Source organism: Olsenella sp. Marseille-P4559 (assembly GCF_900605015.1).
In the GTDB taxonomy this organism is placed as follows: Bacteria; Actinomycetota; Coriobacteriia; order Coriobacteriales; family Atopobiaceae; genus Tractidigestivibacter.
Genome location: NZ_LR027573.1, coordinates 241,831 through 257,046 on the forward strand (window position 1 = coordinate 241,831; position 15,216 = coordinate 257,046).

Sequence of the window (15,216 nt, forward strand, 5' to 3'; positions counted from 1 at the left end):
CCTAACAGGAATACGCTTCCGTGGCCTACTGCACTTCGATGCACCATGCTCGAAACCCAAGCAGGGCGGCTACGACGTAGGATGGTGACTGGAGGCCTGTCATGGAAAGAAGAAATACGCGTCAGCGTCAGCTGGTGCTTGATGCAGTCCAGAGTCTCTGCGACCACCCTACCGCAGACGAGATATACCTGCACGTGCGCGAGCAGGACGCACACATCAGCCGTGGAACCGTCTATCGCAACCTGCACCTGCTTGCTGACACCGGAGAGATTCTCTCGGTGAAGGCGCCTGGCGGCGAGCGCTTCGACCGTCGCATGGACCACCACGCACATCTCGTGTGCTCTGAGTGCGGCACCGTGATTGATGTGCCGCTACCGCCGGATGCGGGCCTCTGCAAGAAGACCGAGGACCTCACTGGCTACGCAAACGTGACGAGCAGCACCATCCTTACGGGCATCTGCCCTAGCTGCCAGAAGCGTCTCGAGAAAGCCGCAGGCGGCGAAGGTGCTATGCGTCCCGCGAGGATGGCTTAGGGTCTGTGGAACGAAGCCTGCATTCCAGGGCCTTCCTCCGGCCCTGCGCTCGCCAGGTGCGAGGCGTGACGCCCATAGTCTGCGTGAACGCGCGGGTGAACTTCGAGGGGTTTGAGTACCCCACAGATGCCGCCACCTCTGCGATGGAGGCGTCTGTGGAAAGGAGCGTCTCTGCAGCCAGACGCACGCGGTACTCCTTGTACCAGCTGTAGATTGGCATACCAAACGTCTCACGAAACGCCTGCTTGAGCACGGTAGGAGATGTGTCGCAGATAGCGGCGAGCGTGGGAATCGTCTTAGGTGACGACATATCACGCACCATCTCGCGCCGGGCGAGCAGGGCCACCCTCACGTGCCGCATCCGCGTGGACTCCTTGCGGACATGGCCTTTGCACGGCAGGGCATCTTTGGGCTGAGGAAGGCTGGAACCCGATATGGGCTTTGGGCTCCCCGGGTTCGCGCTCACTTCAATTCCCCCTCACATGCTAGCCTCACGCCTATGCAGGCGCCAGCAACCAGAGCCGCAAACGCGACCGCGTCAACCAAGTCCATCTCAGCCTCCAGAGGAAAACGATGGGAAGAAGGCCGGTGCCCCCCAAGAAGGCGCACGCCGCCGGGGCTCAGGGCACACCGGCGGCGCACTGGGAAAAACCGCTCGGGCAGGCTGGGCGTTACCTACAAGGCGGCGTTGTCCCTACGCTGCAGCCTCCCCGGTAAGGTCGTCGAGGATGTGCTCGTCCTTCTCGTCCCACGTGGGCATGGGACGGAAGAGCTGATAGAGCATGCCCGCGAGAAGCACGAAGGCCACGACGGTCCAGAACCCAAAGCTGCCAAAGACGAAGAGCTCGTAGAACTGGTTGATGAGAAGGCCGATGACCCAGCCAAAGCCGCACTCGTATCCAATGGCGAACCAGAACCACTTGGGGTCGTCCATCTGCCTGCGGATGGTGCCCATGGCGGCAAAGCACGGGGCGCAGAGCATGTTGAACGCCACGAATGCGCACATGGCGCCGATGTGGAGCGTGCCCGCGATGGTGAACATGCCAGCGAAGCCCTGCCACATGGTGACGGAGTTCTCGGTGGCGTCACCAAGACCGTAGAGGACGCCGAACGTAGAGACGAGGTTCTCCTTGGCGATGAGCGCCGAGATCGTGGAAGCAGTGGCCTGCCAGTTGCCAAAACCAAGGGGCATGAAGATGAAGCTCAGGGCGCCGCCAAGGCCGGCGAGGATGGAGTAGTCCATGTAGGTGTCGGGCGCGCCGTCCATGGCCTGCAGGAATCCAAAGGATCCGTCGCCGCCTTCCCAGCCGGCGAGGCCAAAGTTCGAAAGTGCCCAGATGCCCACGGCAGCTGCGAAGATAATCGTACCAGCCTTCTTGACGTAGGCAGAGACGCGCTCCCACACGTGCAGAGCCCAGCTCTTGACGCTGGGAAGGTGGTAGTCGGGAAGCTCCATCACAAACGGGACGGGCTCGCCCGCGAAGGGCTTCGTCTTCTTGAGCATCACGGCCGAGAGGATGATGGCGGCAATGCCCATGAGGTAGAACATGGGGGCAACCCACCACATATCGGAGCCGCCAGCAAGCACGCCCATGACCAGGGCGATGATGGGAAGCTTGGCAGAGCAGGGAATCATCGTGGTGAGCATGGCGGTCATACGGCGGTCGCGCTCGTTCTCGATGGTCTTCGTGGCGAGAACGCCCGGGACGCCGCACCCAGAGGACACGATCATGGGGATGAACGACTTGCCGGAGAGGCCAAAGCGCCTGAACACGCGATCCATGACGAAGGCCACGCGGCTCATGTAGCCGCAGTCCTCGAGGAAGCACAGGATAACGAAGAGGACGAAAATCTGCGGGATGAAGCCGAGAACCGAGCCCACGCCGCCGATGACGCCGTCGACTACGAGCGAGATGACCACGTCGGAGGCGCCCGCGTCGGTGAGCCAGCCAGTCACTGCGTTGGGGATGGAATCCACAAAGCCGTCGTAGTCATGCTGGTCGGGCGCGGGGTTGTCGAGGGCGGTCTCGAAGTCCGCCGCGGTCACGGAAGGCAGTACGGCGAGCTTCTGGCCGGCGGCGAGAACCGGGTTGCCGTCCTCGTCAAGCGTGGTGATGACGTTGTCGTCGACGTCGAGGTAGTTGCCGTTGGAGTCGGTGATGGGGACGTCTGTCGCCACGACGCCGGCCTTCTTGGCTGCCGCCTCGAAGGCTGCGATGGTCTGCTCGTCCTCTTCCGTCTGCGGATCCGCATCGATGGCGTCCTGGACGCCGTCGGTGTCGACACCGGCCTCCTCGGCTGCGGCGATGTAGCCAGAGATCTGGTCGGCGTAGTGGTTCTCCTGCCAGGCCTCGTTCGCCTCGTCGAAGGCCGCCTGACCGCTTGGGTTCACAAAGAAGCCGTCAGAGAAGAGGTTGTCGTTCACCCAGTCCGTAGCGGGCGTGCCCACGGCAACGAGGGCCACCCAGTAGACGCCGATCATGATGGCGATGAAGATGGGCAGGCCGAGGATGCGGTTGGTCACGACGCGGTCGATCTTCTCGGATGTCGTGAGCTTGCCCGGCTCCTTTACCACGCAGGCGTCCATGACCGTGGCGATCCACTCGTAGCGCTCGGACGTGATGATGGACTCGGAGTCGTCGTTGTGCGCCTCCTCGATGGCCTTGATGACCTTCTCCATCGAGGCGAGTTGGGCCTCGGTGAGGTGGAGGGGCGCGATGGCGGCCGAGTCGCGCTCGAAGACCTTGATGGAGTACCAGCGCAAGAGGTCAGGGCCGCAGCTGTCCTTGATTTCCCCCGCGATGGCGTCAAGGGCATTCTCGACCTCGGCCGAGAAGCACTTGACACCCTGGGCGGCCTTGTTGGCACGTCCGTCCTTGACTGCCGTCTCGACGAGCTCGTCCAGGTTCTTCGAGCGCAGTGCGGAGACCTCGACTACCGGCACGCCGAGCATCTTGGAGAGGCGCTCGGAGTCGATCTTCTCGCCGCGCTGCGCGAGCAGGTCGCACATGTTGAGGCCAACCACCACCGGGCGGCCCGTCTCCAGAATCTGCGTTGTGAGGTAGAGGTTGCGCTCGATGTTCGTGACGTCCACGAGGTCGATGATGGCGCTTGGACGGCCGGAGATGATGAAGTCGCGCGAGACGACCTCCTCCGGCGAGTAGGGCGAGAGCGAGTAGATGCCGGGAAGGTCGGTGAAGAGAACGTTCTGGTCCTTCTTCCAGACGGCCTCCTTCTTCTCAACGGTGACGCCCGGCCAGTTGCCCACATAGCCGTTCGAACCCGTGAGCTCGTTGAACAGCGTGGTCTTGCCGCAGTTGGGGTTGCCAGCCAAGGCTATGTCAATCTTCTCTGCCATTCCTTGCCTTCCTGTATTGTCCTTCTCGGTAGCCAGGGATTTGCCTACGCAGCCTCTCACGCCACCGAATTTGTAACGGCCAACTGTTATCACAGAAGTGATATTTGTTAGTGAAGGGTAACTTCCTTTCACGAAATTTGGGGGCAGTGCCCCCTCTCGCAACGGCGCCATTACGCCACGTTCGTGACTTCCACGCAGCTTGCCTCGTCCTTGCGCAGCGACAGCTCGTAGCCCCTAATGGTGACTTCGATGGGGTCACCCAGGGGAGCCACCTTGCGCACGTAGATGCGCGTGCCCTTCGTGATGCCCATGTCCATGATCCGACGCTTGATGGCGCCAGAGCCACCGAGCTTCGAAACCGTACAGGTCTCTCCCACACGAACGTCTTTCAGGGTTGCCATGCTCTCCCTTTCTTCATGCCACGCCTACGCCAGGCGCCGGCTGTGACAGCTGATATGCGTGCTTAACTCACAGGTAGGCTTTGTCGGTTAGCAGGTGACGATCTTCATTGCCATGTCGCGACCAATGCCAAACGTGGCACCCTTGACGTTCACGACCACGTCACCATTGACGCGCGAGACGACCTTGACTTCTGCGCCCTCAACGAATCCCATCTCGGAGAGGTGCTGGCGTAGCGAAGCGCCACCGCGAACCTTGAGGACGCGGATCGTCTCGCCCTTGGAAACCATGGCGAGAGGAAGCTGCGCCCCCGTGACTACGGGCTTTCCCATCCCCTCTGACGAGCCTGCTCCTGCCATCGACGCCTCGGCCTCCATGACTGTCATAGTGGCATTCCTTCCTGTCCCATCAGCCGTGTCGCGGTGCCTGTCGGCGACGCGATGCGGCAAATGGGACGTCACTGCCGCGAAGTTCAATGCATCTAACTCATGAGTAGTATATGGCTAACTAACCAAGAATTGCCCGAAAAGTCAGCACCTACTAACTATATTTTATAAAATAGCTGGTAGACTGGCTGTTTGCAGGATTTTTCGATAGCCCAATCGGACGTATTATTTGCATGGTGAGACGCAATTTGCGCGAAATGCTGGGGGACGGCATTAGGCGGCTTGCACCGCAGGACGCATTCCCGCAGGGCCACTCGTGAATTATCGACGTTTGGGTTTTTCGCGAACGGCTAGCCACACTTAACCGGCGATTTCCCACGAGAAGATAGCGGTGCCGCGGATTCCGGACGCCTAACCATGGCTAAACGTCGAAAAACCGCGGCATCCAAACAGGCCGAGCAGCTTACGCCTTCTTGCGCCGAGAGGAGCTCGCACCGCGGCCGGATGCGCCACCGCGGCCCGTTGCTCTCCCGCGGCTCGAGCCCCCCTTGCGCCCGCGGGCGCCACCGCTGGCAGCCGCCTTCTTCTCCCTGCTCGGGCAATCCATGTTCACGCAGATGCGCCACGGTCCCCTCTGCGTCACAACCTCGACGATGGGGGCGCCGCACTCGGGGCACGTCTCGCCCGTGGCGTGCAGCTCGCCACGCTGCGGCAACGGATAGCTGGTGCCGCACTCGTCATAGTTGGTGCAGCGGATAAAGCGCTTGCCGCTCTTCTCGGACTTGTGCGCCACCAGATCTCCGTGACGGCCGGCTGCCTTGCAGGCGCCGCACTCCCCCACCACGATGTCAGGCTCGCGGTTGGTGGGGCACGCCGGATTGATGCACGTCTCGTACGGGCGGTTGCGGAACGGATGCACCTTCACACGTGGCGCTCCGCACTCCGGGCACACGCCTGCCGTACCCTCGATGGGCTCGACGCGCCCCTTGGGCAGTGGATACGTCACGTCGCAGTCGGGCCAGCCCATGCATCCCGCAAAGCTCCCGCGCGTCTTGGCAGAAGTCTTCACCACCAGGTCGCGACCGCACTTGGGACACACGCCAATCTTCGCATCGGCGGTGACGGCGTCAGCGATGGCCTCGGAAAGGTCGTCCTTGTGGTCGACAAGCCCGTCCATCATGCCGGCGAGAAGCGCACGCGAGTGGTCGACCACCTGCGCCTGCGTGTCTGCGCCCTCGGCGACCTTGGTCATGTCGCCCTCGAGCTCGGCGGTCATCTCGGGCGTAGTGATGCGCGGCGCGTAGTTGGTGAGCGCATCGATGATGGCCATCCCCAGCTTGCTGGGCTCGGCAGGATCGTTCTTAAGGTACTTCACGTCATAGAGGCGCTGGATGATCGAGGCGCGCGTGGACTTGGTGCCAAGCCCGCGCCTCTCCATCTCCTGGATGAGCTTGCCCTGGCTGTAGCGCGCGGGCGGCTCCGTCTGCTTGGCGTCGAGCGCCATCGACAAGACGTCGCAGGTGTCACCCTCGTTGAGCTCAGGCAGCTGGTCGTCCTTCTTAAGGCCGTAGGGATAGATGGCACGAAATCCCGGCACGGCAAGGACGTTGCCCGTAGCAACGAAGGGCTCGCCGGCGACATCAAACTCGACCTTCGTGCCGGCGATGGTAGCCGACCCCATGAGCGTGGCCAAAAAGCGGCGCGCAATGAGGTTGTAGAGCTTCCACTCCGCAGGCTGAAGGCTGTCAGGATTCGCGGCACCCGTGGGGTAGATGGGCGGGTGGTCGGTGGTCTCCTGCTTGCCGCGCGTCGCATGGAGCGCGCCCTGGCCGAGAAGCGCCTTGCACGTGGGCGCAAATTGCGGCACCGAGGAGAGCGTGCGCACGCATTCCCGTAGGTCAAGCGAGGATGGATAGACGGTGTTGTCCACGCGTGGATACGAGATGAGACCGTCCATGTAGAGCGACTCGGCAAGGCGCATGGCGCGCGCGGGCGAGATGCCCTCTGCTGCGGCAGCCGCCTGCATGGACGTGGTGTTAAAGGGTGCCGGCGGGCTCACGCGACGGCTCTTGCGGGTGACTGCGGTGACCCTGGCGGCATTCGCACCTTGCACGTGATCGTATGCCGCCTGGGCGGCGTCGTGGTCCGAGAAGCGCGCGGTGGCGTGCGTGATGCGGAACGGGTCGGAGCCGTCGTGGGCGGCCTCGCCCGAGAGAACCCAGTAGTCCTCGGGCACGAAGGCCATGCGCTCACGCTCACGCTCGACAACCAGGGCAAGCGTGGGCGTCTGGACGCGGCCGGCAGAGCGGGTGTTGCCCAGGCCACCAAAGCGCACGCAGGTGAGGTAGCGCGTGAGCACCGCACCCCAGATGAGGTCGATGTGCTGGCGGCTCTCGCCGGCGTCGGCGAGGTCCTGGTCAAGTGCCACAAGGTTATCGAAGGCATGGTCAATCTCGGCCTTTGTGAAGGCCGAGTAGCGCGCGCGTGAGACGGCTATGGCCGGTGCCACGGAGAGAATCTGCTTGAGCGCGTCCGAGCCGATGAGTTCTCCCTCGCGATCGAAGTCTGTGCCGATAATCACAGAGTCTGCCTTCTTGGCGAGGTTCTTGAGCGAGCGGATGATCTCCTTCTCGGCAGGGAGCTTCTCGATGGGGGCCCAGACAAGGTACGGCAGGCTCGGGATCTTCCAACCCTTGATGTCGACGCCGTCGACCAGGAAGGGCTTGTGCTTGGTGGCAAACGGTGGGCGTGACAGTCCGTCGGGCACGTCTGCCGGGATGTGCTCGCCTTCTGCGGTAAGGCCGTACCAGCCCTCCTCAAGGTCAAACTTGAGCTCGGGCGGGAAGTCCGGCTGCATGATGTGGCCGCGAAGGCCTATGGTCACCCAATCCTCTCCGCCTTTCCTAAAGCGGTAGATGGGCGTGTTGTAGACCTTGTCCGCCTTGGGCTTGCCAGACTCTGAGAGGAGCCTCGCAATCTGCTGGGCGGCATCGTTCTTCTCGGTGACGACAAGGATCAAAGGAGATTACCTCGCTTGCATCGTGACGGCAGAGCCCCCCTAGTTTAAAGCTTGTCGAGCTCTGCGTTCTCGTAGTCCTCGCGGGTCCACTTGAGGGCCTGCTTGCCGTCGCGCGCAATGATGACGTAACGGGCAATGGCGAGGGCCACCTCGTACAGGCCGATAAGCGCGGCAAACATGAGAACCATGGTCACGGGCGAGGCGTCGGGCGTGACAACGGCCGAAAGCACCATGAGGCCAACGTAGATGTAGCGCCACTGGGAGCGGAAGGTCTTGTACGGCACGATGTGCAGGATCGAGAGGTAGAAGATCACAAGCGGCAGCTCGAACGCAATGCCAAAGCCGACCTCGAGCAGCATGTAGATGTTGAGGTAGTCCTCGGCGTCGGCTAGGTTGTTCGCAAACTCGAAGGACTGGTCGAGTAGCCACCCGAACGCCGCAGGCTGAATTACGTAGTAGCAGAAGACCATGCCGATAAAGAACAGGGCGACAAGGGCTGCCACCGTGGGCACGACCCACTTGCGCTCCTTGGGCTTGAGCGCCGGCATGATAAAGGCCATGACTTCCCAGATGATGATGGGTGTGCAGATGATCATCGCGAAGAACACGGCGACCTTGAAGCGGATGGTAAAGCCGCCGAGCGCGGTGAGAACGTAGAGGTCGCCGCCGCGCATGGCCTCCCTGATCTGGTCGATCATGATGTCGATGAGGGTGGGGGTGGCAAAGTAGACGATGACCGCCACCGTAAGGAGCGAGACCACGATTATGGTGAGCCTGCGACGAAGCTCTCCCAGGTGGTCCATGATGGGCATGCGTGCTGATCCGATGGGCATGGTGGTATGGGGAGCGGGGCGCTAGGCCTGCTGCTCGCCGGCCTCCTCTCCGTTTGCTGCAGAAACGTTGGTGCTGGTCACGGGGGTCACGTCGGTAGTCGCGGCCTTCTCAGCCTCAGCGGCCTGCTCGCGACGACGCCTGGGGCTCATCGCGTAGAGGTCGGCGGCCGTCGTGGGCTTGGGCTCCTCGGGCGCCGCCCTGGACGCCTCTGCGGCGGGCGTGGCCGCGGCCTCGGCAGACGTAGGCGCGATGTCGGCGTCGGCATCAGCATCGGCATCGCTCGCCGCAGCTTCGGTGGCGGCGGCCTTCTCGGGCGCCACCGCAGCCGCGTTGGCCTTGGCCTTCTCAGCGGCGGCACGCTCGGCCTCGAGACGCTTCTTGCGCTCGGCGAACGTCTCGGTCTTAGGCGTGGATTTGGGGGCACCGGAATCCTCGATGTCCGCGTCCTCCTCTTCGCTGCGCTTGCGGTTGGGCTTCTTGGGCGAGTCGCTCATGGCCTCGGTCGCGGGATCAACGATCTCGGTCTGCACGACCTGCGTGAAGCCCTCCTGGGCGTTTCTGAACTGCCGCAGCGCGCGGCCGATGGTGCGCCCCATCCCAGGCAGCTTGTCTGGCCCAAAGATGAGAAATGCGAAGAGCAGGATGAGAGCGAGCTCTGACTCTCCAATGCCAAACACGATCGGTTTCCTCCAGCATGGATCGAATTCCTACACTCCCCCCACGAGCGAGGGGTCTTGGGACGCGGCTATTCCTGTCCGGTAACGTTGAGGTCGGCACCCACGCCCAAAAGCGAGAGTACGCGCGCGACGTTTCTCTGCGGGCGCTCCACCGAGAGCGCACGACCCTGCTCCTTGGCGTGATGCGCCGCACCCACAAGGACACCGATCCCCGTGGAGTCGATGTAGGGCACGTCGGCCAAATCGATTGCGAGCGACCCCTCGCCAGAGGCGAGCTGCTCGTCAAGCACATCGCGCAGCGCCGAGGCGTTGGAGACGTCGACCTCACCAGAGACTGCCACGCGGCAGCCCCCCTCGATGGGTGTAGTTGAGATGTTGATGCTCATGAATGTTCCCCTTCCCTAGAATCCGGTGCCAGAGAGGTTGTTTAGTGTGTCCGTGAGACCCTTCGCGCCGGTCTCGCCCGAAGACGAGGAGGGCGTCGCGGACGTCGACGTGCCGGTCGTACTGCTCGACGAGGACTCGAGCGCGGCCAGGCGCTGCGTGGCGTAGGACTTTGCACCGTACTCGTCGTTGGGATCATTGTCGATGGCGTTCTGATAGGAGGCCTTGGCGGATTCCTTGTCGCCGGAGTACTCCTGGACCATGCCGAGGTTTGCCCAGGCGGGAGCATATGCGGGCGAGTCCTGCGTGAGTGTCTCAAGATCGGTCATCGCCTCGCTCGTCTCGCCCTCGTAGAGCTTGCAGAGCGCTATGTCCACGCGCACTGCGTCGGAATCCTTGAGGCCGAGGTACTGCTCGTAGTAGCCAATGGCCTTCTCGAGCAGTTCGTTGCCATGGGTGGTATCATCGTCTGAAGAGGACGCCGAGAGGACCGAAGCACCCCAGCGCATGTAGTTGCGGCCGAGGTTGAGCAGGGTCGCGAGGTTCGTGTTGTCGGAGGCGAGCTTGGACTCGAGCTCCGAGACAGTGTCTTGGTACTTGGCATCGACGGCAGCTGCGCCGGTCACGGAGCTTGAGTCGGTCGCGCTTGAATCCGTGGAGTCCGAGCTGCTGTCCGAGTTTGAGTCCTCGGAGCTGCCCTGCTCGGCCTGCTGGTTGTTGGAGAAGGCCGTGGAGAGCGTGGGCAGCATGAGCGAGACGACCATGAGAGCGGCAAAGACGACAATGACGACCTTGGTGGGCGTGGAGAGGTTGCTTGAGGACTGCGCCCCACCCTTGCTGGAGGAAGAGGAGCCGCCCTTGGCCCTTGCCGAGGCAGCGCCTTTCGAAGCGCCCTTCTTGTGCACCTTATTGCTTGGCTTCTTCGACATGCCCGAGAAATCCCTCCGTGTTGACCTACGCCCGACGAACCGAGAGCTGGCCCGCCCCTCTCGCACTACGCCGCAAGCAGCGCCGTTTGTGACTCTTTAATGTAAGCCACATCCGGCCCTCCCACGCGAGCGATGCGCGCGCTTCCCGATTCTACAGAACTCTGCGGAACCGTCGGAGCGCAAGCCAAATGCCACTCCCATGCTATGCAACGGCTTCCCGAACGAAAAATACATTCTGGAGACCGTTGCCATATAAGCATTGTATGGGTAGTTCCTCTCGGCGAACTGGCTGGCGAACGGAACCAAACAATCTGCGCCGGACGAACCGCCTACTCTGCCTTGCCCTCGCGCTCCGCCTTGGCAAGGCGCGCCGAGACGAGTTTGACCGCCAGCACAAAGACATCGAGCGCAGCGCCGAGGTCCTCGAGGGACGGATACGTGGGGGCAATGCGGATGTTGGTGTCCTCGGGGTCGCGACCGTAGGGCCAGGTGGCGCCGGCGGGCGTGAGTTTTACGCCAAGCACTGCGGCCATCGCAACGATTGCCTTGGCCGAGCCCTTGGGGCCGTCGAACGAAACGAAGTATCCGCCGTGGGGGTTGCTCCAGGTGGCGCAATCCAACCCGTCGAGGCCGGCGTGGAGCTTCTCCTGCACCAGCTCGAAGCGCGGGCGCACGATTTGGGCATGCTTCTCCATGTGGACCTTGATACCATCGAGGTCCTCGAGCAAACGCACGTGCGCGAACTGCGAGACCTTCTCGGGCGAGACGCGCATCACCGAGAAGGCTGCGCGGATCTCAGCCATGTCGGCGGAGCTTGCGGTGACAAACGCGATGCCCGAGCTGGGGAACGTCACCTTGGCCGTGGAGCCAAACTCGTAGACCATGTCGCTCTTGCCGGCTTCGGCCAGGGCATCGAAGATGTTGAGCAGGTGGTCGCCCTCACCCTCGAAGGTATGCACCACATAGGCGTTATCCCAGAAGATGCGGAAGTCGGGCGCCGCAGGCGTGAGCGCGGCAAACTTGCGCACGACAGCGTTGGAGTAGGTGATGCCGGTGGGGTTGGCATACTTGGGGACGCACCAGATGCCCTTGACCGCGGGGTCATTCTCGACCAGGCGCTTCACCACTGCCATATCCGGGCCGTCCTCAAGCATGGGAACGGGGATGTTCTCGATGCCATAGTGAGCCGTGACCTTGAAGTGGCGATCGTAGCCGGGCGAGGGGCAGAGGAACTTGACCTTGCCCTGCTGGTTCCAGGGCTTGTTGCTGCCGATGCCATGCGTGAAGGCATTGCAGACGACGTCGTGCATGAGGTTAAGACTGGAGGAACCGTTCACGATCACGTTCTTGGGATCGACGTCCAGGATCTGCGCGGCGAGGGCGCGCGCAGAGGGAAGGCCATCCGGAGCACCGTAGTTGTCAACGGCAACGCCCTGGTCATCCATCTCGGTCGAGGAGCTAAGGACGTCGAGCATGGGCTTGGAAAGGGCGGTCTGCTCGGGACTGGGCTTGCCTCGGGCCATGTCCAGCTTGAGTTCCAGGGAGCGGAGGCGGTCCGCCTCCTTCTCGAGCTGTGCAATCTCTTGCGTAAGGTCTTGGTCTGACATGAGCTCGTATGCGGTGGGCATGGGCCCCTCCTCGTGAAAACGTTGCTAAATGATGCGGCTCCGAGCAGAAGAAGTATAGCGCGCCGACTCGCATACCAAATGCAGCTGCTACCATGTGTAACCATGATGAGAAACAGTAACAGCCACCGGCACCAAACCGCGCGCAGCGTCACCCATGGTGGCCTGCGCTCCAAGGAGTATGGCGACCTTCAGCAGCTGGTAAACGAGCTCTACGCGCATAACATGTCCGGCACGGTGACAAAGATTGATGTGCTGTCACGCGCCGAGATCGATGACCTCTGCGATGACCTTATGGAGGTCGTGGACCTGCTGCCTGCGGGACACTACAAGCGCGGACGACTTTGCGACCAACTCAACAGTATTGTGACTGCCCATGGATGGGGCAACGCATACGGAACGGTGGAGTAGGCGCCTTGGGCTCCCGCCTAAGAGTGCTGCCGGCGCGTCACCCTCTTGCGGTGGCGCGCCGGCAGCGGCTTCGCCCTAGAACGAGCAGCCGCCACCAATAGTGCACGACGCACCAGCTGCAGGCGCATCGCCCTTGTCGCTGGTACCCTCGTCGCCTGCCGAGAACTCGCGGCCGAGGTAGGCAATGATGTCATCAGATTCATACATTGCCGTACCGTCGATGAACAGACACGGAACCTGCCGCTTCCCACCCACTTCGACCAGGCGATCGCGATCTTCTTCGGACTCGTCGATGTTGTGGAGCGGTAGCACGATACCGTTGGCATCCATGTAGCGCAGAACCCTGTGGCAGTAGGGGCAACCGTTCTTTATATAGAGTTGAAGGTCTTTCTCAGCCATGATGCTCCTTTCAGGGAGAGTGTCAGAAACAGTACTGACCTGCGTATACCCTGATTGGAGTCTCTGCAGATATGATATTCGTCAAGTTGCAAATCTCCACACGGGTGGGGCGCATCGGCGATGATCGGCCTCACGTGGGCCCTGAGTGGGCAAAGTGAGCTCTTGATGCGAGCCCCCAGCGCGAATTGACGGTTGGTGGCAGTTTGAGGCAAATCCTTTATGTGAGTGCGTCGATGTAGCAAATCGCTGACCTGCAGTTTATCAGAAATGCAATCGTCTGATACTCGGGCCGTCCCCGAAAAACTGCCACCAAACGTAAACGTGCACCATTCGACGATGGCCGGAGGCGTCAGGGTGCCGTTGGGGGCTCATGTCAGACTCGGGCGACGGGGCACAGGCCGCTGGGTGGCAAGTTTTTACGGTTGGTGGCAGTTTTTGTCGGTACCCCCGAGTAGCAAGCTCTTTGAGATTTGACAAATCGCAGGTAAACGATTTGTAACTAGCTCGATCTCACATAAAAGATTTGCCGCAAACTGCCACCAACCGTCAATTCGTGAATCCAGGTGGTCGCAAAGGGTGCCGAGGCCTCAGTCGGAGCTGCACTCTAGAAGAGGTAGTCGAGGATTGGCGAGTCGGCAAAGAGCGACACGATGGAGGGGATGGCTACGGCCACCAAAACCGCAATACCAATCCACATGCCGATGCCCTTGTCTTGGTCTCCGCCGTGCGTGGGTATGAGCATGGGTTTCTCCCTCACATCCAGGAGGCTGCCTGATAGGCGGCCACATCTTCTCCAAGCCAATTGCCCAAGCTGCTGAAGGGCGATATCGTATTTCTTGCGGCACAAGGTTTCGCAAAGTAGGAAGCAACTGTAAGACGAAGGGGGTCCCATGGACAACGAGGGATTCTTCCAGCGTGCATACGGTATCGTGCGACAGATTCCACCCGGAAGGGTTGCCACCTACGGGCAGGTCGCTCGCATGATGGGCGAGCCGCGGAAGGCTCGCTACGTGGGATTTGCCATGCACTCAAGTCCGGGCCTGGCTGGCGGGGTGCCCTGCCATAGGGTCGTCTTTGCAGACGGGAGCCTTGCCCCAGGGTTTGCCTTTGGTGGACCTGAAGAGCAGCGAAAGATGCTCGAGGCAGAAGGCGTTGGATTTCTCGCCAGTGGAAAAGTGGATATGCGTCGGTTTGAGTGGGAGGTATAGAGGCAGCCGCCTCCCACCGAGGAGACAGATGCGGTCAAGCCCGTTGGGAGTCCCCCGAAGCGGGGTGCCTGAAAACGTTGCCAGCACGTCGCCCATGCCCTCGAAGCTACCGACGACCCCATCGCCGCTGGTGTGTCCACCATCTCGATGGTGGCAAACGCGAACAAGCTGCCTGTGATCTGCGGCGAGAAGGGTATGGCCGACAACAGTGGCTTCGCCACCTACGGCATCGACTACAACAAGCTTGGCCACAACCGGCCAGACGGCAGTGAAGTCCCTTGGTGGCAGATCTCGTCCACGCCATCATTATCCACATCCCCCCGCCTGAATCTCGAACATAGTGTCGTTTTCCTGCAGGTAGTCACTGTCGAGGTAGGCAAACTTGCCACTGCCGTCGTTGAGTGTCGAATTTGTCGAATTGACGGTCGGCGAGAGGGTTGCCACCTCGCTCCTGTTGCCCGAGGAGTCAAACGAGAAGAGCTTTACGGCATAGCCACCGGAAATCTTCACGCCATCCACTGTGGTCGAGGCGTTTCTGCCATATGCGCGCAGCTCGGCCGCGTGATCTCTGTAACTGCCACCCATATCGAACTCGATGCTCGTGGCATAGATGCCATCAAAGCCGTTGTCCATGGCCCCCTTGAGTACGTCCAGCTGGTTGTCGCTCAGACTGGAATCGTACGACCAACCAATCTTGGGCTGGTAACCGTTGCTACTGATGTCACTGTCATCGTTTATGCCGTAGAAGTCGTAAGCACCGCACAGCCCACCGTAGTCATCGACTATCTAACTGGGGTGTGCGCTATCCGAGTCCTTCGAATAGTACTGAGCCATGTGATTCAGCCTCGAGCGGAGCGTGTAGACGTTGCTCTTTGCTCAATTCGCGGCCACATATACGCCACTGTTGGAGAGCAGCATGGTCGTGGCGCCTGTAGTGGAGGCATCGTAGGGTGCCATATCGACAGCGTTAGCAGGCTTATTGTCGTTTACCGAGAGGCCTAAGGCGGCGTAGCCCTCTTTTGTTAACTGGTTGTCGGAAGAGAATGTTGCGTCG

Annotated in this window: 16 protein-coding genes; 3 read left to right on the forward strand and 13 right to left on the reverse strand. The window is 61.5% G+C overall.

What is annotated here, in order from left to right; translation table 11 throughout:
* The first annotated feature begins 101 nt into the window (after positions 1-101).
* Complete coding sequence (locus tag E0E00_RS01105) at positions 102-533, forward strand: Fur family transcriptional regulator (protein WP_130810627.1); 432 nt, start codon at positions 102-104, stop codon at positions 531-533.
* Here E0E00_RS01105 and E0E00_RS01110 read toward each other — a convergent pair.
* The 10 genes from E0E00_RS01110 to E0E00_RS01155 all read right to left on the reverse strand — a co-directional run bounded on the left by E0E00_RS01110 (position 508) and on the right by E0E00_RS01155 (position 12,147).
* Complete coding sequence (locus tag E0E00_RS01110) at positions 508-894, reverse strand: AraC family transcriptional regulator (protein ID WP_130810629.1); 387 nt, start codon at positions 892-894, stop codon at positions 508-510. The genes E0E00_RS01105 and E0E00_RS01110 overlap by 26 nt on opposite strands.
* Positions 895-1,227: 333 nt before the next feature.
* Positions 1,228-3,891 (reverse strand): ferrous iron transporter B, encoded by a 2,664-nt coding sequence (locus tag E0E00_RS01115; protein ID WP_130810632.1) that lies wholly within the window; start codon positions 3,889-3,891, stop codon positions 1,228-1,230.
* Positions 3,892-4,061: 170 nt separating this feature from the next.
* A complete protein-coding gene (locus E0E00_RS01120) occupies positions 4,062-4,292 on the reverse strand; it encodes a FeoA family protein (RefSeq protein WP_130810634.1) in 231 nt (76 codons plus the stop codon).
* A gap of 87 nt (positions 4,293-4,379) precedes the next feature.
* Positions 4,380-4,676 carry a ferrous iron transport protein A gene (locus tag E0E00_RS01125; RefSeq protein ID WP_371683361.1) on the reverse strand — a complete coding sequence of 99 codons (297 nt, stop codon included), beginning with the start codon at positions 4,674-4,676 and terminating at the stop codon, positions 4,380-4,382.
* A gap of 463 nt (positions 4,677-5,139) precedes the next feature.
* The gene (locus E0E00_RS01130; protein WP_130810636.1) at positions 5,140-7,695 is read right to left on the reverse strand and encodes a DNA topoisomerase I; all 2,556 of its coding nucleotides are present in this window, start codon (positions 7,693-7,695) and stop codon (positions 5,140-5,142) included.
* Positions 7,696-7,739: 44 nt separating this feature from the next.
* Positions 7,740-8,528, reverse strand: coding sequence for a twin-arginine translocase subunit TatC (gene tatC, locus E0E00_RS01135; protein WP_130810638.1), 789 nt, complete (start codon positions 8,526-8,528; stop codon positions 7,740-7,742).
* A 21-nt stretch (positions 8,529-8,549) separates the two neighbouring features.
* Positions 8,550-9,206, reverse strand: coding sequence for a twin-arginine translocase TatA/TatE family subunit (locus tag E0E00_RS15115; RefSeq protein WP_207302598.1), 657 nt, complete (start codon positions 9,204-9,206; stop codon positions 8,550-8,552).
* Positions 9,207-9,274: 68 nt separating this feature from the next.
* Positions 9,275-9,592, reverse strand: coding sequence for an STAS domain-containing protein (locus E0E00_RS01145; protein ID WP_130810640.1), 318 nt, complete (start codon positions 9,590-9,592; stop codon positions 9,275-9,277).
* 15 nt (positions 9,593-9,607) lie between these two features.
* On the reverse strand, positions 9,608-10,519 hold the full coding sequence (locus E0E00_RS01150; RefSeq protein WP_130810642.1) for a tetratricopeptide repeat protein: 912 nt from the start codon (positions 10,517-10,519) through the stop codon (positions 9,608-9,610).
* Positions 10,520-10,848: 329 nt separating this feature from the next.
* Complete coding sequence (locus E0E00_RS01155) at positions 10,849-12,147, reverse strand: aminotransferase (protein ID WP_130810644.1); 1,299 nt, start codon at positions 12,145-12,147, stop codon at positions 10,849-10,851.
* Positions 12,148-12,249: 102 nt separating this feature from the next.
* Between E0E00_RS01155 and E0E00_RS01160 the strand changes: the two genes are divergently transcribed.
* Positions 12,250-12,555: a hypothetical protein gene (locus E0E00_RS01160; protein ID WP_371683362.1), complete on the forward strand. Its 306-nt coding sequence runs from the start codon at positions 12,250-12,252 to the stop codon at positions 12,553-12,555.
* Between the two features lie 75 nt (positions 12,556-12,630).
* Here E0E00_RS01160 and E0E00_RS01165 read toward each other — a convergent pair whose 3' ends face one another.
* Together E0E00_RS01165 and E0E00_RS14220 are read right to left on the reverse strand one after the other, a co-directional pair.
* Positions 12,631-12,954, reverse strand: a complete 324-nt coding sequence (locus E0E00_RS01165) for a glutaredoxin (RefSeq protein WP_130810646.1) — start codon at positions 12,952-12,954, stop codon at positions 12,631-12,633.
* Positions 12,955-13,558: 604 nt separating this feature from the next.
* Positions 13,559-13,696, reverse strand: coding sequence for a hypothetical protein (locus tag E0E00_RS14220; RefSeq protein ID WP_165443484.1), 138 nt, complete (start codon positions 13,694-13,696; stop codon positions 13,559-13,561).
* Positions 13,697-13,844: 148 nt separating this feature from the next.
* Between E0E00_RS14220 and E0E00_RS01170 the strand changes: the two genes are divergently transcribed.
* A complete protein-coding gene (locus tag E0E00_RS01170; protein ID WP_130810648.1) occupies positions 13,845-14,162 on the forward strand; it encodes an MGMT family protein in 318 nt (105 codons plus the stop codon).
* A gap of 306 nt (positions 14,163-14,468) precedes the next feature.
* On the opposite strand, the gene E0E00_RS01175 is transcribed toward E0E00_RS01170, so the two are convergent.
* Positions 14,469-14,795 carry a hypothetical protein gene (locus tag E0E00_RS01175; protein WP_130810650.1) on the reverse strand — a complete coding sequence of 109 codons (327 nt, stop codon included), beginning with the start codon at positions 14,793-14,795 and terminating at the stop codon, positions 14,469-14,471.
* Between the last annotated feature and the right edge of the window lie 421 nt (positions 14,796-15,216).

Bases quoted from the DNA above. Each gene is read 5' to 3' on its own strand.
- tatC (WP_130810638.1), bottom strand. From the start codon at position 8,528: ATGCCCATCGGATCAGCACGCATGCCCATCATGGACCACCTGGGAGAG.
- E0E00_RS01175 (WP_130810650.1), bottom strand. From the start codon at position 14,795: ATGGACAACGGCTTTGATGGCATCTATGCCACGAGCATCGAGTTCGAT.
- E0E00_RS01105 (WP_130810627.1), top strand. From the start codon at position 102: ATGGAAAGAAGAAATACGCGTCAGCGTCAGCTGGTGCTTGATGCAGTC.
- E0E00_RS01110 (WP_130810629.1), bottom strand. From the start codon at position 894: ATGCGGCACGTGAGGGTGGCCCTGCTCGCCCGGCGCGAGATGGTGCGT.
- E0E00_RS01170 (WP_130810648.1), top strand. From the start codon at position 13,845: ATGGACAACGAGGGATTCTTCCAGCGTGCATACGGTATCGTGCGACAG.
- E0E00_RS01155 (WP_130810644.1), bottom strand. From the start codon at position 12,147: ATGCCCACCGCATACGAGCTCATGTCAGACCAAGACCTTACGCAAGAG.
- E0E00_RS01150 (WP_130810642.1), bottom strand. From the start codon at position 10,519: ATGTCGAAGAAGCCAAGCAATAAGGTGCACAAGAAGGGCGCTTCGAAA.
- E0E00_RS01120 (WP_130810634.1), bottom strand. From the start codon at position 4,292: ATGGCAACCCTGAAAGACGTTCGTGTGGGAGAGACCTGTACGGTTTCG.
- E0E00_RS14220 (WP_165443484.1), bottom strand. From the start codon at position 13,696: ATGCTCATACCCACGCACGGCGGAGACCAAGACAAGGGCATCGGCATG.
- E0E00_RS01145 (WP_130810640.1), bottom strand. From the start codon at position 9,592: ATGAGCATCAACATCTCAACTACACCCATCGAGGGGGGCTGCCGCGTG.
- E0E00_RS01115 (WP_130810632.1), bottom strand. From the start codon at position 3,891: ATGGCAGAGAAGATTGACATAGCCTTGGCTGGCAACCCCAACTGCGGC.
- E0E00_RS01165 (WP_130810646.1), bottom strand. From the start codon at position 12,954: ATGGCTGAGAAAGACCTTCAACTCTATATAAAGAACGGTTGCCCCTAC.
- E0E00_RS01160 (WP_371683362.1), top strand. From the start codon at position 12,250: ATGATGAGAAACAGTAACAGCCACCGGCACCAAACCGCGCGCAGCGTC.
- E0E00_RS01125 (WP_371683361.1), bottom strand. From the start codon at position 4,676: ATGACAGTCATGGAGGCCGAGGCGTCGATGGCAGGAGCAGGCTCGTCA.